The organism is Yinghuangia sp. ASG 101 (assembly GCF_021165735.1).
GTDB lineage: Bacteria > Actinomycetota > Actinomycetes > Streptomycetales > Streptomycetaceae > Yinghuangia.
The window spans coordinates 6,977,903-7,003,284 of sequence record NZ_CP088911.1 but is presented as its reverse complement, the minus strand read 5'-3'; the positions used below and the strand labels follow the sequence as shown (position 1 = coordinate 7,003,284).

Genomic DNA, 25,382 nt, shown 5'->3' with positions numbered 1-25,382 from the left:
ATTCGATGAGCCCACGCGCTTCACCGACCACCACCCGTGCCATCTTGATCTAGATGTTCGGACCGGCCCGACCGGGTCGACTACCGCGCTACCGACACGCCGCGCGCCGGGCACTTTCGCACGCCCCGAGGTCGCATATCCACGACTGCGGCGACACCCGCAAGGAGGCGAATCCAGCGGGCGAGCATCCTCGCGGTGCCTGCCCCCCGACCAGTCCCACCTTGTATGCGTCGGCCGCATGGCGCGGCTGAGTGATCCGAAGGTACAGCCACTGAACCCCATGCGACGAGGAGTGAAACTTGCCTTCACATCCCGAAACAGCCGGATCCGCGGTCGGTATCAAGGCCGTGTCTCACATAGGCATATGCGTGGCCGACTTTGAACGGTCGCTTCGCTTCTACACCGAGGGCCTCGGTTTCGAACGGGCGGAAGCGTGGACCATCGGCGACTCCCTCGCTCAACTCGCCGAGGTGCCGCCCCCGATGAACTGCCGGTCGCAAATGCTGGTCAAGGGCCCGATGAAGCTGGAACTGCTGGGATGGCGAAATCCGAAGGCGGAGGGCTCGGCATCGACGACACGCCGACAGATCGGCTTCACCCACCTGTCCGTGTTCGTCGACGACCTCGCGGCCGTCGAGGCGCGACTGGTCGCACTCGGCGCGACGCCGATCGAGCACACGCGGACCCACTTCCCGATCCCGGACGGCGAGTCGTACGTGCTATTCATCGCGGACCCTGATGGCATCCGCATCGAACTCATGCAGGAGACCCGCGACTGACGTTTCCCTTGACGAGGCAGCCTCCGCGAAGCCGCCTCCCCTGCCGCACCGAGACGACCCGCGGCGAGTGCACCTGACCTTGGCAACGACGCGAAGCGCTTTGTCGTCCCTGCCGCCCCTGTCCCTGCCCCTGCGACGAAACCCTCCCGTTGTTTGACCGAGGCGTCGCGCAGCGCCCCCTACGCGGGCTCCGCCCAACGCATCCCGCTCTGCGCTGTCAAGTGCCTCGCCTGCCGGCTGTCGCGGCAGGCGAGGCACCGCGCCAAAGGTGCCGACCGCCTTTTCCGTGCCCCGGCCTTCCACGCGACGCACCCATTGCGTCCCGGTTCGGCAACGGCGGCGGAAACACATCTGGATCGCCGCGGAACACCATGTCGCTTCCACGCATCGGCGAAGTCCGGAGGGCACAGACGCACTTCAGCGGTACCTGGGCGGCGACGTCATGCGTTGCCGCGGCAACGCTCGTGCGGCAGGTGCTCGGCATCGAACACGGACCGACTGGCTCGACTCCGCCGTCGGCGACCACGGCCAAGGCGGCTCACCGCGGCACATTCCTCCTCCCGCGCTGCCCTTGTACAAACGTACAACGTCGTTGTACGTTCGTAAGGCACCGGGCGCGCAAGCCCCGAGACGCCTGCGGGCCGTGCGCACTGGATGAGGAGGTACGTGTGCGGAGTCATGTCGCCGATGTCCGGCTGGAGCGCACTGCGGAAGGCACGCCATGCCGTCCACCGGACTGCATGACCGCACCGGAAAAGACCGCCGCTGACCCCGTCGGGTGTGCCATGGCCGGACCACCGAACACGGGATCCCGCTGTGCGTCCGCCAGCACACGAAAGCGTTATTCGACGCACAGGCCGGCTTCCCGCGCACCAGCCCGAGGCGTCCGGACCGGCCCCCCGTGCACCAGCGGCGACAACAACCCCACTGTGTACGCCCTGGGCAAAAGGAGCGAGCCCCCGGACCAACTCCCGGCGGGTTCAAGGGATTACGGCGGCCTGTAAGACCAGTCGTGACCCAACCCCCGGCATGACACCGGAACGTCGCCCCAAGGTCTCAGCGACAACCGGCCCCTCATTCCGCTGCAGCACAGTCGACCGGCGCGAGGAGAGGGCAAGGTGGCCCCGCCGTTCGAGAGCATCCCGCAGCATCCGACAGGCCACCAGGAACGATCGCCGCACGGCAGCGTAGGAGGCACCCCTCACCTCATCCCCCCACCGGCGCCGCAAATCCCGGCAAAGGAAGTCGAACGAAGCACTCCGCCGTGCGGCTCTGTCGCCGTGCAGCGAGACGACGCACCGGCGGTTCTCGGGGGGTGGGCCGACCACGGCCCGATGGTGACGAGGCGAGCCCAGTCGGCGAAGAAGCAGTCTCTGCGAGATGGGAGCTTACGTGACACTCGACGTGAACGAATTGGTGCAATCTGCATGCAAGAAGGCTGGTGCAGATGATTTCGGCGAGGGGGCGTGGCACGAAGGACTTGAACGGTTGGTCGACGCCCTGAACACCGAGGCGGCCCTGAACGAAGCCGGTGTCACCTTCGCCGCCAGGGACCTGCGGCAGCAGCTCGTCAATCGGCTTCACATCGTCGCCTACCGCAACGCGAACCCCCAGGTCGCAGAGGCCGACATCACGCCTCCGGTCGTGATCGTCGGGCACGGTCGCACAGGCACCACGATTCTGCACGACCTGATGGCGCAGGATCCAATCTCGCGTTCGCCGTTGACATGGGAGGTGGAACGCCCCTTCCCGCCGCCGGAGACCGCGACGTATGACAGCGACCCGCGGATCGACGCGGTCGAGGCTCGGTTGGCCGCCGTCGACCGTGCGCTGCCGGCCCTGCGTGGCATGCATCTGATGGGTGCCAGGAACGGCCAGGAGTGCGTGTGCATCACGTCTTCGGACTTCCGAAGCACGCTATTCGGGACACAATACCGTGTCCCCAGCTACGTCAAGTGGCTGCTGGACGACGCGGACATGGCACCCGCGTACCGGTGGCACCGGCAATTCCTCCAGCACCTGGCGGCGCGTCACCCGGCACAGCGGTGGGTGCTGAAGTCGCCCGGGCACATCTGGTCTCTCGGCGCCCTGCTCGACGAATACCCGGAAGCGTTGCTCATCCAGACCCACCGCGACCCGCTTCGCACCATCGCTTCGACCGCGTCGATGTTCGCGACGTTGCAGGGCACCACCAGCGATTCGACCGACATGCGGGAGATCGCCGCCGAGTGGGCGGACTACATCTTCGACGGCCTCGACCGCTCGGTCAGCGCGCGCCGAGACGGAACCGTGCCCGCCGACCGCGTCGTGGACATCCATTTCGGCCAGTTCATGGCTGAACCGTTCGGCACCGTCCGCTCGGTCTACGAACGCCTCGGCCTCGACTTCACGCCCGACATCGAGGGACGCATGCGCACCTTCCTCGCCGAGAACCCGCAGAACAAGCACGGAGGCCACCGCTACACGTTCGCGGCGACAGGGCTCGACGAAGGCGAATTTCGCGAGCGGGCTCGCGGTTACCAGGACTACTTCGACGTGCCGTCGGAGGCTCTGCAGTAGACACCCCGGCAGCCACCCGACGGCAGGAACGAGCGTCGTCTCGGCCGGAAGAACCAGGAAACGAGGATGGCAACATGAGCAACACCAATCGGTCGGGGATGTTGGAGGGCAAGGTCGTCCTCATCGCCGGCGCCGGACCGCAGATGGGTGCCGCCACCGCGATGATCGCCGCCCGCGAGGGCGCGAAGGTCGCGTTGACGGCCCGTACGACGGACACCGCGGAGACGACGGCGAAAGCGATCGCCGATGCAGGCGGACAGGCTCTCGCCCTGTCGTGCGACCTCACTGATGAGGACGACGTGCGAACGGCGCTGGGAACGATCGAGGCGGAACTCGGAGCGGTCGACGCCGTCTTCTACAACGCCGCCTACTACGACAACCGGCAGGACTCCATCGACATCGACGAGGAGGCCTGGGAGAAGTCGATGGCCGTGAACCTCGAAGGAGGTATGCGAGTCGCGCGCCTCATCATCCCCTCGATGGTCGAACGGGGCGGCGGTTCCTTCGTGTTCAACTCGTCGGCCGCCGCGATCGTTGCGGGTGACACACGCTTCGGCTACCAGGTGTCCAAGGCCGGCCTGAACGCCGTCACCCGTTTCGTGGCCGGGAAGTACGGACGGGATGGCATCCGCGCCAACGCGACGTTGCCCTTCGTGCTCGAAGGCAAGATCGGCGAAGCCGCCGCCTCGCTCAACTGCATCGGACGGTCTCCGACTTCGGAGGAGATCGGCGAAGCGGTCGTCTTCCTGCTGTCGGACCGGGCGGCCGTGATCACCGGTCAGATCATCCACCTTGACGGTGGCTTGTTCGTCCGTGCACCGTGGCCGACCCCCTCGTCGCGCCGATGAACACGTCAATCGACCTCACCGGTGGGCTCAACGACGGGAGGGAGTTCTTCCTCGCCGATCGCCCGGACGACCGGGAGATGCGCGACTCCGCCAGTTTCTGGGTCTATGACGACGCGGGTCTTGTCACGCTTCCGCGGTTCGGCATCGAGGCGGCGGCGTCGAACTGGGACTCCCACCAGTACCAGGTCAACGTCGCCTTCTCCGACGGACGCGTGTTCCGGGTGCGCGAAAAGGGCGAACGGCACTCTCCGCTCGGCCCCGACGGCCGGGCGTCCGTCCTCGGCGCCGGGCCACTCGAATTCCGGTGTGTGGAGCCGTTTCGCCTGCTGACCGCCAGTTTCGACGGCGAGGCGGCGAAGACGTCGACGGCCGATTTGATCAACCGCAACGCGGACGGGCCGCGCGTCCCGGTGCAGTTCCACGTCGAGGCCACGTTGGTCGTTCCGCCGTGGATCAACGGCGAGCTGTCGTCGGAGGCCGCCCGGGTTCTCGAGTCCACCATCGAAGGCGCCTTCCTGGGAGGTGCTCGCTACGAGCAACTCTTCCGCGCGAAAGGGTTCGTGCGGGTGGAAGACGAAGAGCACCACTTCACGGGCACGGGCACCCGCGTCCGCCGCCAAGGCCATCGCGAGATGGCCGGGTTCTGGGGCCACTGCCAGCAGTCAGCGGTGTTCCCCAGCGGACGCGGCTTCGGCTACATCGCGCACCGCCCCCGTGGGGATGGCGAGGGATCGTACAACGAGGGCTATGTTTTCACCGGTGACGGCACACTTGTGCCGGCCCGGGTCGTCCACGCACCGTGGCTCACCAGGGTCCAGCTGGGGAACGAGGACGTCTCACTCGTCCTCGACTCCGAACTGGGCAGGATCGAGATCGGCGGCGAGACCGTCACATCCGTGTTCAACCTCGGCGATCCGACATCGTCGAACGCACTCGCCGCCCTCGTCCAGGGAGGCGTCCGCTACACCTGGGACGGCGAGGAAGCATACGGCGCGATAGAACGCTCGACTCCTCCCAAGGAGCTCACATGGACAGCCTGAGCCACCTGCAACGCCTGGAGGCGGAGAGTATCCAGATCTTCCGGGAGGCGGTCTCGGAGGCCGAGCGGCCGGTGATGCTGTATTCGGTGGGCAAGGACAGCTCGGTGATGCTGCATCTGGCGATGAAGGCGTTCTATCCGTCGAAGCCGCCGTTTCCGTTGCTGCATGTGGACACGACGTGGAAGTTCCGGGCGATGTACGAGTTCCGGGACAAGCTCGTCGCGGAGCTGGGCGTGGATCTGCTGGTGCACCGGAATCCGGAGTGTGTGGAGCGGGGGATCAACCCGTTCGACCACGGGTCCGCTGTGCATACGGACATGTGGAAGACGGAGGGGCTGAAGCAGGCGTTGGACCTGCACGGCTTCGACCTGGCGTTCGGCGGCGCGCGGCGCGACGAGGAGAAGTCGCGGGCGAAGGAGCGGGTCTTCTCGGTCCGCTCCGCGCAGCACCGGTGGGACCCGAAGCAGCAGCGGCCGGAGTTGTGGCGGTTGTACAACGCGCGTAAGCAGCAGGGGGAGTCGCTGCGGGTGTTCCCGCTGTCGAACTGGACCGAGCTGGACGTGTGGCAGTACATCCACCGCGAGCAGATACCCATCGTCCCCTTGTATTTCGCGGCGCCGCGGCCGGTGGTGGAGCGGGACGGGGCGCTGATCATGGTGGACGACGACCGGATGCCGCTGAGGCCGGGTGAGGTTCCCGAGCAGCGGAGCGTGCGGTTCCGGACGCTGGGCTGCTACCCGCTGACGGGTGCGGTGGAGTCGGAGGCGGACACGCTGACGGGGATCGTGCAGGAGATGTTGCTGACGACGAGTTCGGAGCGTGAGGGTCGCGTGATCGACCACGACTCGTCCGGTTCGATGGAGAAGAAGAAGCAAGAGGGGTACTTCTGATGGCGCACACCACGAACGACCTGGTGGCCTCGGACATCGAGGAGTACCTGCGGCGTCATGAGCGCAAGTCGATGCTGCGGTTCATCACGTGCGGCAGCGTCGACGACGGCAAGTCCACCCTGATCGGACGCCTGCTCTACGACTCGAAGCTGGTGTTCTCCGACCACCTCGCGGCCCTCGAAGCCGATTCGAAAGCCGTCGGAACGCAGGGCGGGGAACTGGACTTCGCGCTCCTTGTGGACGGCTTGGCGGCCGAACGCGAGCAGGGCATCACGATCGATGTGGCGTACCGGTTCTTCTCGACGGAGCGGCGCAAGTTCATCGTCGCGGACACCCCCGGGCACGAGCAGTACACCCGCAACATGGTCACCGGCGCATCGACGGCCGACCTCGCGGTGATCCTGATCGACGCGCGCAAGGGCGTGCTGACGCAGACTCGCCGGCACAGCTACCTGGTGTCGCTGCTGGGGATCCGGCAGGTCGTGGTCGCGGTGAACAAGCTCGACCTCGTCGACTACTCGCAGCAGGTGTTCGAGGAAATCGAGGCGAACTACCGGGCGTTCGCCGCCCAGGTCGGCCTGACCGACATCACCTGCATCCCGATGTCGGCGCTGCGCGGCGACAACATCACCGAGGCCAGCACGAACACCCCCTGGTACGAGGGCCCTTCGCTGATCGGTCACCTGGAGACCGTCGAGATCCCCGACGACGCCGCCACCGGCCCGTTCCGCCTCCCCGTCCAGTGGGTCAACCGCCCCGACCTCGACTTCCGGGGGTTCTCCGGCCAGATAGCGGGCGGCACGGTCCGCCCCGGCGACCGCGTCCGCGTCCTGCCGTCCGGGCGCGAGTCCACGATCGCCCGCATCGTCACGTGGAACGGGAATCTCACGGAAGCTGTCGCAGGCCAGTCGGTGACCGTGACCCTGACCGACGAGATCGACGTCAGCCGGGGCGACGTCATCGCCGCCGCCACCGAACCCCCGGGCGTGGCCGACCAATTCGAATGCCACCTCGTCTGGATGAGCGACGAACCCATGCTCCCGGGCCGCTCGTACCTCCTCAAGCTCGGCACCCGCACCGTCGGCGCGACGGTCGCCCGGCCGAAGTACACGGTCAACGTCAACACCCTCGAACACACCGCCGCACGCACCCTCGAACTCAACGAGATCGGCGTGTGCAACCTCAACCTCGACCGCCCGGTGCCGTACGACCCGTACGCCGCCAACCGCGACACCGGCGGCTTCATCCTCATCGACCGCTTCACCAACACCACCGTCGCCGCAGGGCTGTTGCACTTCGCCCTGCGCCGCGCGGACAACGTCCACTGGCAGGCCGTCGAGGTCGACAAGCAGGCACGGGCACGCCTCATGGGCCAACAACCGGCCGTTGTCTGGTTCACCGGCCTGTCCGGAGCGGGCAAGTCGACGATCGCGAACCTGGTCGAACAGCGCCTGCACGCCGAGGGGTTCCACACCTACCTCCTCGACGGCGACAACATCCGGCACGGACTCAACAAGGACCTCGGATTCACCGACGCCGACCGCGTCGAGAACATCCGCCGCGTCACCGAAGTAGCACGCCTCATGGTCGACGCCGGCACCATCGTCCTCGCGTCGTTCATCTCCCCGTTCCGCGCCGAACGCCGCCTCGCGCGCGAACTCCTCGACGACGGCGAGTTCATCGAAGTCCACATCGACACCCCCCTGCCGGTCGCCGAATCCCGCGACCGCAAGGGCCTCTACGCCAAAGCACGACGCGGCAAGATCACCAACTTCACCGGCATCGACTCCCCCTACGAACCACCCGAGAACCCCGAACTGCGCATCGACACGAGCGGCACACAATCCGCCGAGGAAGCCGCCGGCCGCGTCGTCGCCTACCTGCGCGACGCGGGCTACCTCGCGCCGCCGACGGGAGCATGAGCCATGGACGACCACACCCTCGCCGCCGCCGTCGCCGCCCAAGCAGGAGCCCTCCTCCGCAAAATCCGCACCCCCGGAGGCGGCAAACAAGGCGACCAGGAATCCAACGAACTCCTCCTGCGCCTGCTCGCCCACGCCCGCCCCGACGACGCGATCCTTTCCGAGGAAAGCGCCGACGACCCCAACCGCCTCCTCTCCGACCGCGTCTGGATCATCGACCCGCTCGACGGCACCCGCGAATACGGTGAACCACCCCGCGACGACTGGGCCGTGCACGTCGCCCTGGCAGTCTGTGGTCGCCCCGTCGTCGGTGCCGTCGCACTGCCTGCGGCAGGTCTTGTCCTCCACACCGGCGGACGCTCCGCACGTGCGCCCAGGCTGCCGGGGCCGTTGCGCATTGTCGCCTCGCGTACTCGGGCACCAGCCTGCGTCGACAGTCTCGTCACCCAACTTGACGCCCAGGTGGTTCACATGGGCTCAGCCGGCGCCAAAGCCATGGCTGTCGTTCGCGGTCAAGCCGACATCTACGCCCACGCCGGTGGACAGTACGAGTGGGACTCCTGCGCGCCTGTGGCCGTCGCGGCTGCCGCTGGCTTGCATGTCTCCCGGCTGGACGGAACTCCTCTGCGCTACAACCAGCCGAGCCCCTACCTCCCCGACGTCCTCATATGCCGCCCGTCGCTCGTCGACAGCGTCCTCGAAGCCCTCGAAAGCACCTGAGCGCTTCGGTCCGTATGACAGCGGCGCACGGTCGCAGCGGAGCGCCCAAAGACCCCTGCCGAGTTCGGTTCTCGACCTGGCTATCGCCAGTCGAGCGTGGTGAGGACGTCGACAAGGGTGCCAACTGCCGTTGTGGAGTGTCGGAGGCGGATGGCAGCAACCTGGTAGCGGATGGGCGGTTCGAGGGCAAACAACTCAAGGTTCGGGTTCGCGGCCACGACGGATCTGGTGCCGACCGCGAAACCCACTCCCGCTTCGACGGCCTTCAGCATGGTCGAGCGGTCGCCGACCTCAAGAACGGTTTTCACCGAGCCGCCGTTGACGGCGATCGCCTGCATCAGAAGGGCCCAGCGTTCCCGTTCGGCGACGGCGACAAGTGGCAACGGGCCGCAGCGGGCCAGTTCCACAGGGTTGGGCAGGTTGGTGCCGCGCCGGGCGGCCAAGACGAGAGCAATCTCGCCGACAATAGTGGCTGCCATGTCATCTCCCACAACAACTGCCTCGCCGAATCCGACGTCGGCTCGGCCGGAACGGATCGCTCGCAGGACGTCGTCGGACCCGACCGCTGCCCGTAGGCGGATGGCGGCACCCGTCCGGGCCGTCAGCAAGGGTAGGACCGAGGCGAGCAACGATTGGTGGTTGCGGGTCGCGGCGATCGTCAGAACCGGCTCACGCAGCCGCGTGGCTGTCTGGGAGATTCGTTGAACGGCGTCGAGTGCTTGACGAGCGGCCTCGACAATGGGTTCCGCGTCCTCGCGAATGTGCAGGCTTCGGCCGCGTAGCTCGACGAGGGACACACCGAGCTCACGTTCCAGAAGCCGAATGGCACGCGAGAGAACCGGCTGTGAGATGTGCAGCCGTCGCGCAGCGGCGCTGAGGGTGGGTCCGTCAGCCACCTCCGTCAGGTACAGGAGGCGCTGAAGATTCATGCCCGGAAGGTATCACCCCGCGACCGAGATGATGTCTTGTTCGTCGCCTCACGTGTGCGAACACTGATTGTCGACCCCAAGGAGCCAATCCGAATCGGAGAATCGCTTGCACACGTTGGTTCACCCACGGCACTGGCGCCGAACGGTTGCCGCGGCAGCCACAGCCCTCGGCATCGCGGCCACGCTCCTCGTCGCCGACGTCGCACCGGCGAAAGCTGACGGCGGACGATCTCGTCATGGCTACGACATACTCTTCATCCGCCACGCCCACACCAACAGTGGACCTGGCGCCATCGATCCGCCGTTGAGTGATCTCGGCACCTCACAAGCCTCGGCTCTGGCAGCGCAGCTCCATGGCGAGCGGGTCGACGAAGTGCACACGAGCATGCTGCTCCGCGCCTTTCAGACAGGCGCCGACGTAGCAAACGATCACCGGCTCCCGATCAACGCGGACGCCCGCCTCAACGAAGTGAGCTTCGACTTGTCGGACATCCCCGCCGACGACCGAGACGCACTCGTCAAGCGGCTCGGCGACATCATGGACCGGTGGAGCCGAGGCGAGGACCGCGACAAAGGCTTCGGCGCGGAAAGCTTCAACGACGTCAAGGCACGGTGGGACGCGTGGTGGAAACGGTTCGTCGCCGAACACCACACCGGCAAGGGCACAGCCGCCATCGTGGCGCACTCGGCGCTTCTGACCCTGATGCTGCCGGAAACCTGCGAGAACCCGATCGACCCGGAATTCCGGCAGGCGAACCCGATCGCGAACACCATGATCATCCGAGCGCGTTTGCAGCCGAACGGCACGCTCACATGTCTCACCTGGGGCGGCAAGGACATCCCAAGCGCCCAAGGCGCAGCCTTCGAGGCAACCGACAGCGGCAGCCGGCAGTAGCCGACAGCAGCCACGGAAAGGGCGCCAGCCTGCGGGAACCAGGTTGGTTCCTGCGGGCTGGCGCCCGATGAGCAACCACAGCCACCACGCCCGTGCCCCGCAGGAAACGTCAGCGCGCCACATACCCTCCGTCGACCGGCAACGCAACGCCGGTCACGAACGACGATTCGTCACTGGCAAGAAAGAGCGCGGCGTTGGCCAACTCGCCCGGCAGGCCGAAGCGTGCCATGGGTTGCGGCAGCCGGACCCCTTCCGGGGGAAGGGAGTCATCGGGCGCGTTCGACGTGCCGGTCCACGTCATGCCCGGACAGATGGCGTTGACACGGATTCCCCGTTTGGCATAGTCAAGGGCGACTGATTTCGTCAGTTGGACGACCGCGCCCTTGGTCGCCGCGTACGCCGCCAGCCCCTTCCAGCCGACCAGCCCCCCGGCGGATGCGGTGTTGACGATCGATCCGCCGCCCGCTTCGAGCATGACCGGTATCGCCGCCTGCATACCCAGGAAGACGCCCTTGACGTTCACGGCCATCAGTTGGTCGAAGGATTGCTCCGTCGTCTCCAGAAAGGGCTCGACGGCACCGGTAATGCCGGCGTTGTTGAAGAGCACATCGATGCGGCCGTACGTCTCGACGGCGGTAGCGATCATGCGTTTCACGTCATCGCCGTTCGCGACATCGACTCGCACCGCGACCGCCGCGTCGCCGATCGACGCGGCCGTCAAGTTCTCTCGTCCGCTCACGTCGGCACACACCACGCGAGCGCCTTCGTCGGCAAACAAGAATGCCGATGAGCGGCCTATGCCCGATCCGGCACCAGTGACGACGGCGACTTTGCCTTCCAGCCGCTTCATGGCATTCCTCCTCTGTCAGGCGTCGACCGTGTCGAGGCCACGCGAGATGTTCGATGAAGTCGGCGTTGCCGCCCCTGATTCCGGGGTTGTCCCCGAATCGGCTGCCGACTGATGCGGTCGGGGAGACCACATCGGATGCTGTGTTGCGTGGACGCGTCAGCGAGCTCTCCGCCTGCTTGGGTGGACCTCGTCCCGGTCTCGTTGACGGAGAAAACGCGGTGCCCGGGCGCTCTCGGGCTCGCGAGTCACTCGAGGCGCCCCGACATATCCGAGAGATCCCGGTGTGTGGGGAAACCAGGACAGTCCTCGACGGGCTGTTCTCTCGGTGCTGCCAAGTTCGGTCCCCCTTGCGTGTTGCGAGTTGTCCGCTCCCGCCTCGTTCCTTCACCATCCAGCGCCGGAGCCAGGGGCTGAAGAGACAGGCCGCGCTGGATCGGCAGGCCGCTCGCACGCACACTATACGACTGTAAGACATTGTGCTATACGTTTGTTCAGTATCGGACGAGACCGCCGTCGACTCCCTGACACCGACCGGCCAACGCTCCTACCAGGAGAGAGCGAAACGAATGACCGAAGGCGCCGAAAGGGCGACCGTCGCCACCGGCGGCCCGACCGGCCTGGCCGCGGTCATCCGCCGCTGCCGGGCGCATGACAACCGGCACGTGGCACTGCTCGCCCAGGTCGCGTCGCCGCGGAGGAGGCGACGCAGGGAGTGGTGCGGCACGTGCAAGCCGGTGGCCCGCGTCGATATCCGGAAGCACCCGACGGCGCCCGATCAGACGCAAGCCGGCCCCGGGACCGATCCACATGCAGGCATGTTGCATCCCTCGCGTCCTTTCCGGACCAGGTGGTGCGAACGTTCGCAAATTCGCCGGGTGAGTGCGTCCTCCGCCGGCCGAACGCATCGAGGTGTACGCATGATTCACAAGCCATTCCGTTTCGGCGTCCAGGCCACGCGGGCCACGTCCGCGCGCGAGTGGTTCGATCTCGCTCGTGAAGTCGAGGGGCTCGGATACTCGACTCTGTTCGTCTCCGACCACTACCTTGGACGCGGCCCGGCCGCTCGGGCATGCAGCATGCCGCCGCAGCATCTAGCGCCAATCGCCGCGATGGCCGCTGCCGCCGCAGTCACCCAGGCCTTGCGGATCGGCTGCCGGGTGTTCTGCATCGACTACCACGTGCCCGCGGCGCTGGCGAAGGAAGCCGCGACCATCGATCTGCTCTCCGACGGCCGACTCGAAATGGGTATCGGCGCCGGCCTGCACGCACCGGAGTACCAGGCCCTGGGCATCCCCTTCGATCCCGGCAAGGTGCGCGTCGACCGGCTGGAGGAAGTCATCGCCCTACTGAAGGCGCACTGGTCCGGCGAACCGATCGACCTGGCCGGCGAGCACCTGAACGTCACCGGATACGCGGGGCTGCCGGTCCCCGTACAGAAGCCGCGCCCGCCCTTGATGATCGGCGGGAACCGCAAGCGGATCCTGTCGCTGGCCGCGCGGGAGGCGGACATCGTCAGCATCTCCAATGTGCCCTTCGACCCCGTGAACGCAGCGGGCCTGACGCCGCGTCAGGAAGCGATCCGGAGGTATGAACTGGTGAAAGAAGCGGCCACCGACCGCCTGGCCGACATCGAGATCGAAGGCTCGCCCTACTTCACGGTCGTCACCGACGACCCAGCGGCCACCTACAAGGACATCGCCGGGTGGATCTCGGTCGACGCCGACGTCCTGCCCGACCACCCGAATGTACTGGTGGGCACGCTCGACGAAATGGAACAACGGCTGCTGGCCAACCGCGAGGATTTCGGGACCAGTTATGTGACCGTGCCGCAAAACGCCATGGGGACCTTCGCTCCACTCGTCGAACGGCTGGGGGGACGATGACGAACACCGAACCGTATTACGACCCGTACGACTCCGAGATCTCCAGGAATCCCGGCCCTGTCTACAAACGGCTGCGCGACGAGGCGCCGCTTTACCACAACGAACGCCACGGCTTCTTCGCGCTGAGCCGGTTCGACGACGTCGAGGCGGCCGTCCGCGACAACAAGCGCCTGATCTCGGGGAAGGGCAACATCCTTGAGGTCATCAAGGCGGACCCGCAAATCCCGCAGGGCGTCTTCATCAACGAGGACCCGCCGCTGCACACCGTCCACCGCGCCCTGGTCTCGCGCGCGTTCACACCGCGCAAGATGAAGGCCCTGGAGGACCGGGTACGCGCCTTCTGCCAGGCCTGTCTCGACCCGCTCGTCGGCGGCGACCGGTTCGACTTCTTCCTCGACCTCGGCGCCCAACTCCCCATGCGGGTCATCGGCATGCTCATCGGCATCCCCGACTCCGACCAGCCCGACATCCGCGACCACGCCCACCGCACCCTGCGCAACACCCCCGGCAAACCGCTGACCGTGAGCAAGGACAAGTACTTCTCCGGCGACGGCTTCGCCGAATACGTGGCCTGGCGCGAGAAGAACCCCTCCGACGACCTCATCACCGAGCTGCTGAACGTGGAGTTCCAGGACGTCGACGGCACCACCCGCCGCCTGCACCGCGACGAACTCCAGGTATTCCTCGCGGTGATCGCCGCCGCCGGCGTCGACACCACCGGCCGGTTCTTCGGTTGGATGGGCAAGGTCCTCGGCGACCACCCCGACCAGCGCCGCCAACTCGCCGCGGACCGCAGCCTCGTCCCGAACGCGATCGAAGAGCTGCTGCGCTTCGAGAGCTCCTCGCCGAACGTGGCCCGCTACGTCACCGAGGACATCACGTACCACGGACAGACGGTTCCGGCCGGCAGCAGGCTGCTGCTCATGCTGGGCGCGGCCAACCGCGACGACCGCCACTTCGAGAACCCGGACGCCTTCGACATCCACCGCGGCATCGACAAACACCTCGCGTTCAGCCAGGGAGCGCACTACTGCCTCGGCGCCGCACTCGCCCGACTCGAAGCCCGCATCGCCCTCGACGAGGTACTCAACCGCTGGCCCGACTGGGAGATCGACATCGACAACGCGGTCTGGTCCCCCGCCTCGACCGTGCGCGGCTGGGACAGCATGCCCGCCATCGTGGGCTGACCGACACAGCGCCCGCCCGTTCTCGCGGCGGACCGCCGCACCGCACCACAACCGGGCACCACAGCCAGGCACGACAACGACGGGACAAGCACACCATGAGCAGCGAAATCGACGAACTGCGCGCCGAGATCCGCTACGTGAAAGACCGCCTCGACATTCTCGACTGCGTCAACAACCAGTCGCGCGGCCACGACCGGCACGACGTGGAACTCATGACGAGCGTCTACCACCCCGACGGCGTCGACGAGCACGGACCGGACGTACTCCTCGGCCCCGAATACGGCACCTGGGCCAACCGGCAGCACGCGTCCGTATTCGGCGACCACCTGCACAACCTCACCACACACACCTGCGAGATCGACGGCGACGTCGCCCACGCCGAAAGCTACGTGTTCGGCTCCATGGTCGGCCGCGACGGCAAGACCCTCGTCTTCCTCGGGGGCCGCTACCTCGACCGCCTCGAACGCCGCGACGGCGTCTGGAAGATCGCCCTGCGGCGCTGCACGATGGAATGGGCCTTCACCGCGGACGCCTCGTTCATGCGCTCCAGCGCCTTCAAGGGATTCCTCAAAGGCAGTTGGAACACCGACGACCTCTCCTACGCACGCCCACTCGTGCCCGACAGCGAACCCGCAGTCCGCTGGTGACCGACGACTGTCGATTCCCGGGCCAAGCACGCCCGACGTACCGTTGAGCCGCGCGGGCCGCCGACAACGGCGAACCCGTCCCCGGGCTTCCTGATCCTCCCGGCGCCGCCGTCAGCCCGCGCCACCGCGACGCATCAGCCGGCCGCCTCGGCATCTTCGCCGTCGCGGCCGGCGGTCCGCGGTTCAACCGCATCCAGGAATCGCTCGACGGATTCGAGTACCTCGGCATGCGAAAGCGAGGCGCCGATTCCTTTCTCCAGTTTGATCATCTTGGGAATACCGGCGATCAGGAAAAGAACCGCTTCCATCGGAAGCAGGCCGTTCGTCGGATCGCGCCGAGGCGGCGTTGCCGCCAGTGCGTCGAGTTGGGCGCCGCGCACTTGTTCGGTGACCTTCGCGATTTCCGCCCGGATCGACTTCCGGTGGTTGCCGAGCGCCGTGAACTCCGAGATCAGCGCGGCCGTCGCCTCGTCCCGACTGTGCTCCCAGATCACCCGCAACGGCTCGTCGGCGCGGGCCCGCAGCGCCTCGACGAGGCAGTCGAGGTTGCGGTCGGTACGGCGCCGAATCGCGGCGACGAACAGGTCGTCCAACGTGGGGAAGTAGTACTGGACCAGGCCCGCCGTCACACCGGCACGCGCCGCCACTGCCCGGTAGGTGACCCCGGCATAGCCTTCTTCGAGCATCAGACGCTCGACCATGTCCAGAAGGAGACCCCTGGTCTTCGACGTCTCCGCGCCGACCCGGCGGCTCGATGCCATGCCTCACCCCTCACACTCCGTAACCGCGACAACGCCTGTAATATCACCGCCAAGTTCCTCAACCCTTGGCCGTCCACCCCGCAAAGTCCGTGCGAGACACCCGGAAACCAGAACACTATACATATGTATAGTACAGGGTTTGGCCGTTCCGGTGGCCACACCCACCACCCATCACGTCGAAGCAGTCGCAAGCCGAGATGGCCGACAGGTCGCCGTATTGCCTCGACCGGTTCCGGAACAGGCGCGGGGCACAGGGTTTATATTCTTGCGAGCATGGGCGGGAATGCCCAGGCGCGGGACGGAAACCCGGCACCGCCGGAGTCGTCACGCCGCATCGGGACAGCGGCAACCGGCGCCACGAAGCCAGCCGGGCACATGAGAGTGCTCGGTCACATCGTCCGGCACCGCCGCAACCCACAGCCAGACGGTGCCTCGTGTCCAACTTCTTCGACGGAGCCGAGCACCGCCTCACGCGGCATGCAGCCCGGCTTGCATTCGTCCACATGTCCTCGGCCCAAATCCACCGAGATACCGCCGTCGGGATCCGGCGGGCAGCGCGCGAGCCGGAAACAACTCGCATTGTTGATCTACTACTTCGTGTCGCTCGACGACTCTACCCGCCATCCTGCGGCGCCACGTCGAGCAGGAATCGGGCGGCAGGCCCGGATGGGGAAATACCCATATCCGTTGGCAGCTTTGTGAGAGGCGAACATGAGAGGCGAACACCCGGCCCGGCAGCGCCCCGGGTCTCGAAGCTCGCGGCCCTGACGAACCGCAGTAGGGCATTTCGTGCGGAACTGGTCGCGCTCACCGAGCAGCACCGGCAGGCACACCATGAGTCCCTCACGGAAAGAACACGGAGGAGCAATCTCGCCATCGGCGACGTGCCACCGACGGCCGTCGTCGTGCCTGCCACACGATCGCCCGCGCACTGGGGAACGAAAGACGCCTCGGGCTGGGCACTCGTCCTCAACGAGACTTGCTCGTGTGGCGACGGTGGATGGAGACTACGCAGGTGTCCTCGTCTTCTTCGGTCAGCGCCTTCTCCGAAGCCTCCGGACGGGCCGCGCTTGTCGAAGGGGCACGGCAGGTCGGGTTGCGGCCGGTCGGGGTGCCGGAGTTGCTGGGGCCGGTTGCGGATAACGCGGTGTTCCGGCTCGCGCCTGGGGTTGTAGGTCGCGTTGCGTCCAGCGACGGGGCGCTTGAGCGTGTGCGGATTGACCTCGCGGTGTCGATGTGGCTGGCCGGGCAGGGCGTTTCGGCTGTTCGGGCTCTGGAGGGCGTCGTGCAGCCGGTCGTTGTGGCGGGCCGGGTGGTGAGCTTCTGGCACGAGGTCGAACAGGCGACCATGGCGTCCGCGGGTGAGTTGGGAGCCTTGCTGGCGTCGCTGCACCGCCTGGTTCCGCCCACGGCTCCGGAGCTACCGGTGCTGGAGCCGTTCGTACGCGTTCGGGAGCACCTGGCCGCCGCGCGGGCAGGCCTGCCTTCCGAAGACATGGCTTTCCTTCACACACTGCACAACGCATTAAAGGCGGCGTACAGCGACGTGGAGTTCTCGCTTCCCTGGGGCCCCATCCATGGGGATCCCAACCGCAAGAACGCGGTGCGAGGCGCGGACGGCCACGCGGTATTGCTGGATCTGGAACGCTTCAGTGTGGGTCCACGGGAATGGGATCTGGTTGTCCCCGCCGTGTACCACCGCCTGGGCTGGTACAGCGCGGCGGAGTACGAGCAGTTCACGGGAACGTACGGACTTGACGTCCGCGAGTGGTCGGGGTTTGAGGTGCTGGCGTCGATCCGGATGTTCCGCATGACGGCGTGGCTGGCGTCCCGGGTTCCTCGGGAACCGCGGTTGTTGGAGGAGGCCCGTCTGCGGATCGACTCGTTGCGGCACCCGGAACTGTCGCGTACATGGACTCCGGGTGCGTAACTGCGGACGGTTCGCGGTCAGGCGGCTTCGAACAGTTCGCGGGCCTGGTGGTGGAAGTCCTTGACCGCGGGGACGTCGGCGTAAGGCCTGGTCTCCGCGGCGAAGCTCCGCAGGTAGGCGCGGACGCGCGCGGACTTGATCTGTCGCATCGCCGACATGGCTGTCGTGGCGGTGGCGCAGGCTTGCTCGACGTCCCGTGCCCGGAGTTGGGCGGTCGCCAAGGACAGGCGGCAGAACGTGCGACTGCGGGGATAGGCGTCGGAGACATCGCCGAGCGCGAGCCGGGCGCGGTATTCGACGTCCGCACGTTGCCGGAGCGCGGTGAAGCAATGGCCGGCCTCGTCGTGCAGTTCGGCCGCGTCGAAATAGCCGATCCAGGACGGGTCGTCGCCGTCCATGCCCTTGGCGAAGGCCGTCTCCGCCTCGCGCAAGGCCCGTAGGCACGCCCGCGTGTCCCCGAGGCTGGCGAGGGCACGAGCCTCCATCGCGCAGTACATGGCGTGGACGCGCGGTGTGGCGTGGCCGCTGGCGCCGAGTTTGGCGGCGCGGGCGAACTGCAGAGCGTCGCGGTACTCACCAAGGAAGTTCGCCTGGTGACTCATGAGCGCCAAGACCTTGCCACCGAGGGCGCGGTCGCCGGACGCGTGCGCAAGACCGAGGCCTTGGACAAAGTAACGGCGCGCGAGACCGTGCAGGCCGGTGTCGTAGGCCATCGCACCGGTCTTGTAGACGAACTGGGCTGCCACGGCGAACAAGTCCCGGCCGACGGCATCGGTGTAGGTGCCGCGCAGGAGTGGGCTGACGTGCGCGTGGAGGTATTGGACAGCGGCAGTACGGGCGTGTCCACCGCCGTACTGATGGTCAAGGTCCTCGAACATGCGCGCAGTGGCGCGAACGGCGTCGACTTCGGCGACGCCGACGCGGGGCATGCGCCCGGTACGGTAAGCGGGGTCGGCGGGTGACGCGAGCAACCAATCGGTCATGGGCGTGGCCAGCATGGCCGCGGTGACCGCGCCGCGCCGGAGGAAGTCGGATCGTTTCAAGTCCTCATCCCACAAGGTCGTCGCCGTTCGCAGCACTGTGGTGCGGTCCTCGGCGAAACTGAGTGCCAGGTTCAGCGATGGTCCTCCTCGGCCCTCCATACCGACATCTCCGAGGGTGAGTGGACGGTTGACCCGTCTGCCCAGGGCCTCGGCAACCAGCTGGGGCTTGACGCCCCTCGGACGCATGCCGGCGCGCCAGCGGCCGACGTCGATGTGGTCGCAGCGCACGTCCAGGCCGCGTTCGGCCGCCAGTGTGGTGATGTCGCGGGCCAGCGCCCCATGACTGCAACCCGCCTCGTCGATGAGGGCGGCGAGTTGGTCATTCGGGGTCCTGCCCATCGCGGCTCCGCTTCCCCCGGCTTCGGACATGCACACAGCGTAGCCGCGAGGCAACCGGTCAGGCATGCGGTTCCGGCCTTGAGGCAGCGGCGAAGTGCACGGGAAGTGCACGGGTGATTTGATGAAGTGCACGGGTTGTGCACGTGTTGCCGCCGAGACGCCGCCGGTTGGCTGGAGACATGCTCCACGCAGCTGCGCCGCAGCCCCTCGACGTCCGTACCACAGCGGCGGACTACGCCGACCTCTACGCGAAACTGGGCTGGCGAATCGCCCCGGGCACGTACCGCGACGCGGCCGGTTCCTGCTCCTGCGGCCTCTCGAACTGTGACCGCCCCGGACTGCATCCCGCCGACCCGGGATGGGGCGAGCAGGCCACAACGCGCCCGCAGACGCTCAACGGTTGGCTGACAGACGCACCCGGCTGCCTGGTGACGCCGGTGGGCGAGTGCTTCGACGTCATCGCGATCAGTGCCCCTGCCGGCCACCGCCTCCTCGCCGCGTTGGAGCACGCCGACATAGTTCTCGGCCCGGTCCTGCGCACGCCGGGGGCACTTCACGTATTCACCGCCGTCGCGTCGCCCATCCCGGCGCTGCCCTTCGGCGCGATATGGCTGCCCACGGACGGCTACGCGGTCCTCCCAGTCGGCGGCCCCGAGCCGCAAGCAGTGCAATGGCTCGTCCCCCCGACTCCGGTCAACGCCCAAGCGCTGCCGGAACCCGCCGCCGTGGCAACCCATTTGACCCGGTCCTGCGACCAGTTCCCTTCCCGGTGTAAGGAGGCGCCTTGACCGTCCCGGCGCAACGCCTGGCTTTCGAGATCCCGGCGGAAGACCTTCAAGTGCCTCGGGCACGGACATTGGTCAGGGCACACCTGAACCGGTGGGGGTGTTCGGCTGACAGCGACACCGGCGCCGCAGCGCTGCTGCTGCTCACGGAACTCACCACCAACGCGGTGCGCCACGCGGCAACGTCGCCGATCGCCATCGCCATCACCGTCGATGGCGCGGGGCTGTGCATCGCGGTGCATGATCGGAATCCGAGCCGCCCTGTGTTCACCGGTCGCGCGCCCTGCACCGACGCCACGTCGGGGCGAGGGCTGTCCATCGTCGCCGCGGTCACCGAAGAACTCGGTGGTGCTCTGACCATGGCCACCGATCGGGACGGCGGCGGAAAGACCGTTCGCGTACACCTCCCCTGGGCCGCGCCGGCGCTGTGTGCAGGCGTGCTGCCGTCGGACACGTCACCGCTTGGCGTCCGTCAGAGCGGCAGCGCATGCCGGGCCCCACTCAGGCCGGCGCCCGCCAACGACACCCGTGAGGTCGAAGACCGTGTCTGATCTCCCCATTCCTTGCCGACCGGAGTGGATTGAGGTGACCGCGTCCATCGGCGGGCCCGGGCTGGCGCTCGTACGAGGACCGGAACCGCAGCGGCCCATCGTGCTCACCAGCGGGAACGCCGCGCGCAGCCTGGGGCACCCTCCGGGACTCGTCGCCCTCCCGCACGGCCTCACTCTTGGGGCCGCTGCGGAACTGAGCACCGCACTCGCTCTCGCCGTGGCGCACTACGACGTCGACAGAGCCCGAGCTATCGCGAACCGCATCGACGCGGTCCTGGACGCCGAGGCCGAAGGCCGCCGCATCCCGCTCGGTCCAGGGCTCGCCCGCGACTGGTTCGAGACGCCCGTCGGCGCACGCAGCACCACTCGGCGCAGGACCTCCTGACTCCCCCACTCAACGTCGGTGCACCAGCCGTCTTCACCAAGGAGGAAGCAAAGCTTGGACGTTCTCCACACCTTCGTGGACGACACCACGCATCCGTTGGCGGTCCTGGGCCGGACACACCAGCAGCTGGCCGCGGATCCCCCTCTGCGATCCGCGCATGGCATGTTGCTGCACACCACTCAACGCATCGAGTGGTACGCCGTCGGCGCCCCGGCTCCCCTCCCGGCCCTGCGTGACCGCCCCGTCTTCGTCGGGCGTCAACGGGCGCTCGTCCGGCTCGCGCAGATCGCCGCCGGCACCCGGTCGCTCATCCTCGGAGAGCAGTTCGTCTTCCGGCAGGTACGGACTGCCGCCGAGCAACTGCCATCGGGCCACCCGCTGCTCCTTCTCCTCGTGGACGCCCTGGATCTGGCGGAGCAGGCACGCGAGAGGTTCCGCCTGCACACCCACATGGACTACAGCGACCTGCCGCGGTTCCTCCTCGACCACCGCGACGGCGACCAAGCGCGTCGCCTGCTCGTCATCGGCGGCGGCATGCTCGCCCGCGCGGTGGCTACATCACCGCCCGGCACATACGAGCGGGTCGTGATGATGACACGTCGTCCCCGCAAGCTTCACCGCCTGGTCGACGCGGCCGGCGACATCACGGTTGTCCGTGCCGCGAGCGTGAGGAAAGCCTTGGGCGGCCGACCGTACGACGCCGTCATCGCCACCACGAACCTGAACCCGGATTATCGGTCGTGGGTGGACGCGGCGGCCTGGTCCCCGCGCTGCGACGGCGTGGTCGACCTGTGCGCTGAACCGGCCCTCGACCGGCGGCCCGCCCGGTACCTGCATCTGCACGACCCGGATGTGCTGGAAACGCTGGCCGAGGCCAACCGCGACATCGCCGAGCGGGCGGCGCTGGCCCGACGGTGGATCGCCCAGCGCGCGGAAGTGCTGGCATGACACGGGTGCGACGTTCTCAAGATCGGCGCGGGTCCAGGTCACCATCAGCTCGATATCGATGCAGGGCGGCGACGAGCCGCGGATGCAGGGGCGGTGCGCGGGACCTGCCCACCGGCCCCTTACCAAGTTCAGGGCCTTGCTTCCCCGTCATTGACGTGTCGTGTGGCTGGTTGTCTTAACATGTGCGCGAAGGGCCTGTTACTTACCCGGAGAATTGCCAAGCCGGTTTCCTGAGGGCAGGTGCGGCGCGTGGCCGAAACGCCTCATGATGTCGCGTGTGGTCAGCCGACGCCCCTGAAGACGCCGGCGGCGACAACAGCTCCAACCAGCGCACCGACGATGGCCTGTGGGGTCGTGTGGTCTTTCAGGACGACGCGGGACCAGCCGACGAGGGCGACGGCGGGGGCGGTGAGTGCGAGGGTCGGGCCGTAGGTCAGAGTCAGGATGACGACGGTACCGGCGGCAACGGCGGTGTGGATCGACACCTTCCAGAAGGCGGTGATGGCCAGGGTCGCCGCGAGGCCCGCGAGCATGGCCAGGACCAGGGCGATCACCTCGCGCGGGGCGTCAAGCAACGCAAGGGCGGTCAACCCGACGACGACGCAGGCCGCGGTCACTGTGATGGGGACGGCGCGTTGCCGGCGGAGTTTGACGTGCCGGTCGGTCCAGTAACCGCGGCGGACGCCGTACAGGATGAACGCGATGGGGATGATGCCGCAGAAGAGTGCGGCGAGGAGCCCCCATCCGACGCCGGCCAGGGAGCCAGTGCTGTGCCGACCTACTGCGAGGAGGACGACGACCACCAGTACGGCCGGCGCGAAAATTTCGGTGACGATGCGGGCGCCGCGCTCGCGAAGGCTGTTGGGGGTCGCGGGGGCAGCGGTCGGTGTGGTCACGGCGTCGGTTCCCTGGGGGCGTGGTGAAGGCGGGCGATCACGGTATCTGCGGACGTGTGGGCTGTGGATCGCGCGGGCGACCCGTACGAGGCGGGCGATTTCAAGGTCGTAGTCGTCGACGGCGGCCGGCCGGTGCCGGTCTTGTGCCGGGACCCGCAGGCCGAACCGGTATCGGGCTTCGGCGACGCGGATGCGGGCGGCCTCGGCAAATGCCTCCGCTTCCAGGGCTTCCAGGCCGTTGGTGCGGGCGTGGTCCAATGCGGCAGCGAAGGTACGCGCGTCGGAGTAGTCGCGCAACTCCAAGAGACCGTCCTGGATTTCGATGTAGCGGCGGTATAAGCGGTCACCGACGTGTTCAATCGCCTGGAGGTCGATGGACGGCTTGGCGGCGACGAGCAGTGACCACAGCGGTTCGAGGTCGTGCGCGTCGCGCCGCTTGCCGTGAACGCGGAGTCGTTCTGCGGCGAGGGGAACGGTCGTGCCGACGGCGATGAACAACAGACTTGTCGTGAAGAGGATGGACGTTGTTGCCCTGGAGGCTGCCGCCGACATCACCTCGTGGTCGGCTTGGCAGGCGAGCACATAGGCGATCTTGTGGGTGACGTACAGGATGCCGATGAACGAGCCGACGCCCGTGCACGCGAGACCGGTGCGAAGGGGGCTCGGCTCGGCTTCCCTGCAGTAGCTGATTGCTGTGCCCAATGCCAGGCTGAGGGCGACGAGCAAGTAGGACATGAAGATCATCCAGTACGCCGTGGCCGCGGCGTGTCCGGCGTACGCGGTGAAGAAGTCCTCGACCTGGGTGGGACGGTCGAGCAGCACGAACGCGATAGTCATGCACGTCGCGACGAGCAGCGACAGCATGGAGCGCGCGCGCCTGGCCCTCGCTGTGTGGCCCACATCGGTCACCATCGCCAGGTACGCCAACGTGGCCTGCGCGGCGGCGACTCCGAGGAGGTGGCGCAACAAGGTGGTGAGGTTGGGTACGCCGGATGCGACGTCGATGTGGAGGATCGCGAAGCGGTCGACGAACCAGAGGAGTATGCCGACAGCGAGTGCGAGAAGGACCGCGCACAGCGGTCGCGCGTTGGGATTGCGGACCGCGCCGGGAACGCGTGACACCGCGGTAATCACGACCAGGATGGTGATCACCGTCTCGAACGCATCGGCCATGGTCAGCGCCACCGGGAGTCGGTCGTGTGGTGGCCCAGGGTGGCGCCGAGCCGCTTGAGCCCTTTGCTGGAGTGCGCAGGGGCCGGCGCGACGCCGCGGTGGGCGCGTTCCATGATCAGCGTGGCCATCATCTCGGCCTCTTGCTCGTCTGCGGTGGCGTACCCGGTGCGGCCCATGAGCAGCCGAATCATCGTCGGATTCGTTGTGGGCAGGAGGAATTGCGCCAAATCGGCGTCGATTGAGCTGGCGTGGCCGCAGAGCATGTGCGCGATCTCGTGGACGACGATGTGGTCGCGATGGGAGCGCGGAGTGTCCGACTCGGTGAAGATGTAGTCGGTGGTGGATGTGGCGACCCACATGCCGCACGGGATCTCGCGGTCGTCGATGAGTGGCAGCGGACGCCGGACGATGCGCCGTCCGCGCTGCGCGCCGACGGCCTCGCAGAATCTGTCCACGTCGAAAGGTGTCGGGATATCCAGGTCGCGAATTTGGCGTGTGCAGTCGGCTCGTAACCCGCGCAAGCTCACCGTGCCCCCGAAGAACATCGCCCGGCATGACCGGATTTCATGTGCTTGTGTTCGCACCGCCACGTCGCCGCCTCGGCGCGTCATGGGGGAAACTTAGGCCAACCACCTGGATGGGGGCAAATAGGGCCGAGCCCCGCGCTGTCAACACGGCGCCGCAGCGGCGCGCGCTTCAGGCTCCGCCCGCTTCGGTTGGCGCGGGATCGGGATCCAACCCCTCCAGAAATCTGGCCTGTTCGATCACGGCCTTGATCATTTTCAGACTGCCCTCGGAGAGCCCGTTGGCGCGCATGGCCACTTCCTTGACGTCCCGGAGCGCGATCACCTCGGCGATTTCGGCATCGGTGTGCCGCGCTACTGCGTCGTCGAAGAAGTAGGCCGGGGGAACCCCGAAGAAGGCAGAGAGCGCCTCTATCGTCTTCATGGTGGGGTTGGCCTTGGCGCCGGAGCGGAGTTGGGCGATGGTGCTGGACGAGATAGTCGTGTCGCCGCCGGCCGCGCAGATCTCCCGGGCCACTTCCGCGTTGCTGAAGGGCCCGCGAGACGCCGGGTGAACGGTCGCGAAGAGGTAGTTCAGCTTGTCGGCCACCGTACGACCGCTCTCGCCATGTTCGGCGGCAGCCATGAATCCACAGCCCCTTATCTGGTCAACCCGGAAACCTTGGCGGATACCAGATTGGTCGATGGCGATCCTCAACGTCAAACCGCGCAGTACAGCGGCGACACGCCGGGAGCCGTCAGCGTGGATTCCCATCCCCGTCGACCACTAAAGTGCTCGCGCGGCATGGCTTCGGCCACGCCCGGCGGCACGCATGTTCGGGTGCCTGGAGGCTGCAACCTCCAGGCACCCGGCGCCCACAAGTGAGCAGCACAACAACACAAACAAACAGAAACGAGT

23 protein-coding genes are annotated in these 25,382 nt (G+C 67.3%); 16 read left to right on the top strand and 7 right to left on the bottom strand.

Annotated features, from left to right (window positions below; genetic code table 11):
* The first annotated feature begins 347 nt into the window (after window positions 1–347).
* From LO772_RS29960 to LO772_RS29930, 7 genes are all read left to right on the top strand, one after another.
* Window positions 348–779 (top strand): VOC family protein, encoded by a 432-nt coding sequence (locus LO772_RS29960; protein WP_269453254.1) that lies wholly within the window; start codon window positions 348–350, stop codon window positions 777–779.
* A 1,392-nt stretch (window positions 780–2,171) separates the two neighbouring features.
* A complete protein-coding gene (locus LO772_RS29955; protein WP_231775150.1) occupies window positions 2,172–3,338 on the top strand; it encodes a sulfotransferase family protein in 1,167 nt (388 codons plus the stop codon).
* Window positions 3,339–3,412: 74 nt separating this feature from the next.
* Window positions 3,413–4,186, top strand: a complete 774-nt coding sequence (locus LO772_RS29950; protein WP_231775149.1) for an SDR family NAD(P)-dependent oxidoreductase — start codon at window positions 3,413–3,415, stop codon at window positions 4,184–4,186.
* The gene (locus LO772_RS29945) at window positions 4,183–5,226 is read left to right on the top strand and encodes a hypothetical protein (RefSeq protein WP_231775148.1); all 1,044 of its coding nucleotides are present in this window, start codon (window positions 4,183–4,185) and stop codon (window positions 5,224–5,226) included. Before LO772_RS29950 ends, LO772_RS29945 begins: the two co-directional genes overlap by 4 nt.
* Window positions 5,214–6,116, top strand: coding sequence for a sulfate adenylyltransferase subunit CysD (cysD, locus tag LO772_RS29940; protein WP_231775147.1), 903 nt, complete (start codon window positions 5,214–5,216; stop codon window positions 6,114–6,116). Before LO772_RS29945 ends, cysD begins: the two co-directional genes overlap by 13 nt.
* A complete protein-coding gene (cysN, locus tag LO772_RS29935) occupies window positions 6,116–8,038 on the top strand; it encodes a sulfate adenylyltransferase subunit CysN (protein WP_269453115.1) in 1,923 nt (640 codons plus the stop codon). Before cysD ends, cysN begins: the two co-directional genes overlap by 1 nt.
* A 3-nt stretch (window positions 8,039–8,041) precedes the next feature.
* On the top strand, window positions 8,042–8,758 hold the full coding sequence (locus LO772_RS29930; RefSeq protein WP_231775146.1) for a 3'(2'),5'-bisphosphate nucleotidase CysQ: 717 nt from the start codon (window positions 8,042–8,044) through the stop codon (window positions 8,756–8,758).
* A gap of 80 nt (window positions 8,759–8,838) precedes the next feature.
* Here LO772_RS29930 and LO772_RS29925 read toward each other — a convergent pair whose 3' ends face one another.
* On the bottom strand, window positions 8,839–9,687 hold the full coding sequence (locus tag LO772_RS29925; RefSeq protein ID WP_231775145.1) for a LysR family transcriptional regulator: 849 nt from the start codon (window positions 9,685–9,687) through the stop codon (window positions 8,839–8,841).
* Window positions 9,688–9,793: 106 nt separating this feature from the next.
* Here LO772_RS29925 and LO772_RS29920 point away from each other — a divergent pair, with 106 nt between their 5' ends.
* Window positions 9,794–10,582 carry a histidine phosphatase family protein gene (locus LO772_RS29920; protein ID WP_231775144.1) on the top strand — a complete coding sequence of 263 codons (789 nt, stop codon included), beginning with the start codon at window positions 9,794–9,796 and terminating at the stop codon, window positions 10,580–10,582.
* Window positions 10,583–10,691: 109 nt separating this feature from the next.
* Here LO772_RS29920 and LO772_RS29915 read toward each other — a convergent pair whose 3' ends face one another.
* Entirely contained in the window at window positions 10,692–11,432 is a 741-nt protein-coding gene (locus LO772_RS29915) for an SDR family NAD(P)-dependent oxidoreductase (RefSeq protein WP_231775143.1), read from the bottom strand.
* A 917-nt stretch (window positions 11,433–12,349) separates the two neighbouring features.
* On the opposite strand from LO772_RS29915, the gene LO772_RS29910 reads away from it, so the two are divergent.
* From LO772_RS29910 to LO772_RS29900, 3 genes are all read left to right on the top strand, one after another.
* Window positions 12,350–13,315 (top strand): TIGR03621 family F420-dependent LLM class oxidoreductase, encoded by a 966-nt coding sequence (locus tag LO772_RS29910; protein WP_231775142.1) that lies wholly within the window; start codon window positions 12,350–12,352, stop codon window positions 13,313–13,315.
* The gene (locus LO772_RS29905) at window positions 13,312–14,502 is read left to right on the top strand and encodes a cytochrome P450 (protein ID WP_231775141.1); all 1,191 of its coding nucleotides are present in this window, start codon (window positions 13,312–13,314) and stop codon (window positions 14,500–14,502) included. Before LO772_RS29910 ends, LO772_RS29905 begins: the two co-directional genes overlap by 4 nt.
* Window positions 14,503–14,597: 95 nt before the next feature.
* On the top strand, window positions 14,598–15,149 hold the full coding sequence (locus LO772_RS29900; protein WP_231775140.1) for a nuclear transport factor 2 family protein: 552 nt from the start codon (window positions 14,598–14,600) through the stop codon (window positions 15,147–15,149).
* A 134-nt stretch (window positions 15,150–15,283) separates the two neighbouring features.
* Here LO772_RS29900 and LO772_RS29895 read toward each other — a convergent pair whose 3' ends face one another.
* Window positions 15,284–15,910: a TetR/AcrR family transcriptional regulator gene (locus LO772_RS29895; RefSeq protein ID WP_231775139.1), complete on the bottom strand. Its 627-nt coding sequence runs from the start codon at window positions 15,908–15,910 to the stop codon at window positions 15,284–15,286.
* 1,015 nt (window positions 15,911–16,925) lie between these two features.
* Here LO772_RS29895 and LO772_RS29890 point away from each other — a divergent pair.
* A complete protein-coding gene (locus tag LO772_RS29890; protein WP_231775138.1) occupies window positions 16,926–17,840 on the top strand; it encodes an aminoglycoside phosphotransferase family protein in 915 nt (304 codons plus the stop codon).
* Between the two features lie 17 nt (window positions 17,841–17,857).
* Here LO772_RS29890 and LO772_RS29885 read toward each other — a convergent pair whose 3' ends face one another.
* Window positions 17,858–19,252 (bottom strand): transcriptional regulator, encoded by a 1,395-nt coding sequence (locus LO772_RS29885; RefSeq protein WP_231775137.1) that lies wholly within the window; start codon window positions 19,250–19,252, stop codon window positions 17,858–17,860.
* A gap of 149 nt (window positions 19,253–19,401) precedes the next feature.
* Here LO772_RS29885 and LO772_RS29880 point away from each other — a divergent pair, with 149 nt between their 5' ends.
* From LO772_RS29880 to LO772_RS29865, 4 genes are read left to right on the top strand one after another with little or no spacing between them, the layout of a single operon-like run.
* Window positions 19,402–20,010: a bifunctional DNA primase/polymerase gene (locus tag LO772_RS29880; protein ID WP_231775136.1), complete on the top strand. Its 609-nt coding sequence runs from the start codon at window positions 19,402–19,404 to the stop codon at window positions 20,008–20,010.
* On the top strand, window positions 20,007–20,558 hold the full coding sequence (locus LO772_RS29875; protein ID WP_231775135.1) for an ATP-binding protein: 552 nt from the start codon (window positions 20,007–20,009) through the stop codon (window positions 20,556–20,558). Before LO772_RS29880 ends, LO772_RS29875 begins: the two co-directional genes overlap by 4 nt.
* Before the next feature lie 34 nt (window positions 20,559–20,592).
* On the top strand, window positions 20,593–20,943 hold the full coding sequence (locus LO772_RS29870) for a hypothetical protein (protein ID WP_231775134.1): 351 nt from the start codon (window positions 20,593–20,595) through the stop codon (window positions 20,941–20,943).
* 54 nt (window positions 20,944–20,997) lie between these two features.
* Window positions 20,998–21,891: a hypothetical protein gene (locus LO772_RS29865; protein ID WP_231775133.1), complete on the top strand. Its 894-nt coding sequence runs from the start codon at window positions 20,998–21,000 to the stop codon at window positions 21,889–21,891.
* A gap of 281 nt (window positions 21,892–22,172) precedes the next feature.
* On the opposite strand, the gene LO772_RS29860 is transcribed toward LO772_RS29865, so the two are convergent.
* From LO772_RS29860 to LO772_RS29850, 3 genes are all read right to left on the bottom strand, one after another.
* Window positions 22,173–23,960 carry an MAB_1171c family putative transporter gene (locus tag LO772_RS29860; RefSeq protein WP_231775132.1) on the bottom strand — a complete coding sequence of 596 codons (1,788 nt, stop codon included), beginning with the start codon at window positions 23,958–23,960 and terminating at the stop codon, window positions 22,173–22,175.
* A gap of 2 nt (window positions 23,961–23,962) precedes the next feature.
* Complete coding sequence (locus tag LO772_RS29855) at window positions 23,963–24,415, bottom strand: hypothetical protein (RefSeq protein ID WP_231775131.1); 453 nt, start codon at window positions 24,413–24,415, stop codon at window positions 23,963–23,965.
* A gap of 241 nt (window positions 24,416–24,656) precedes the next feature.
* Window positions 24,657–25,109, bottom strand: a complete 453-nt coding sequence (locus LO772_RS29850; protein WP_231775130.1) for a helix-turn-helix domain-containing protein — start codon at window positions 25,107–25,109, stop codon at window positions 24,657–24,659.
* Window positions 25,110–25,382 lie beyond the last annotated feature (273 nt).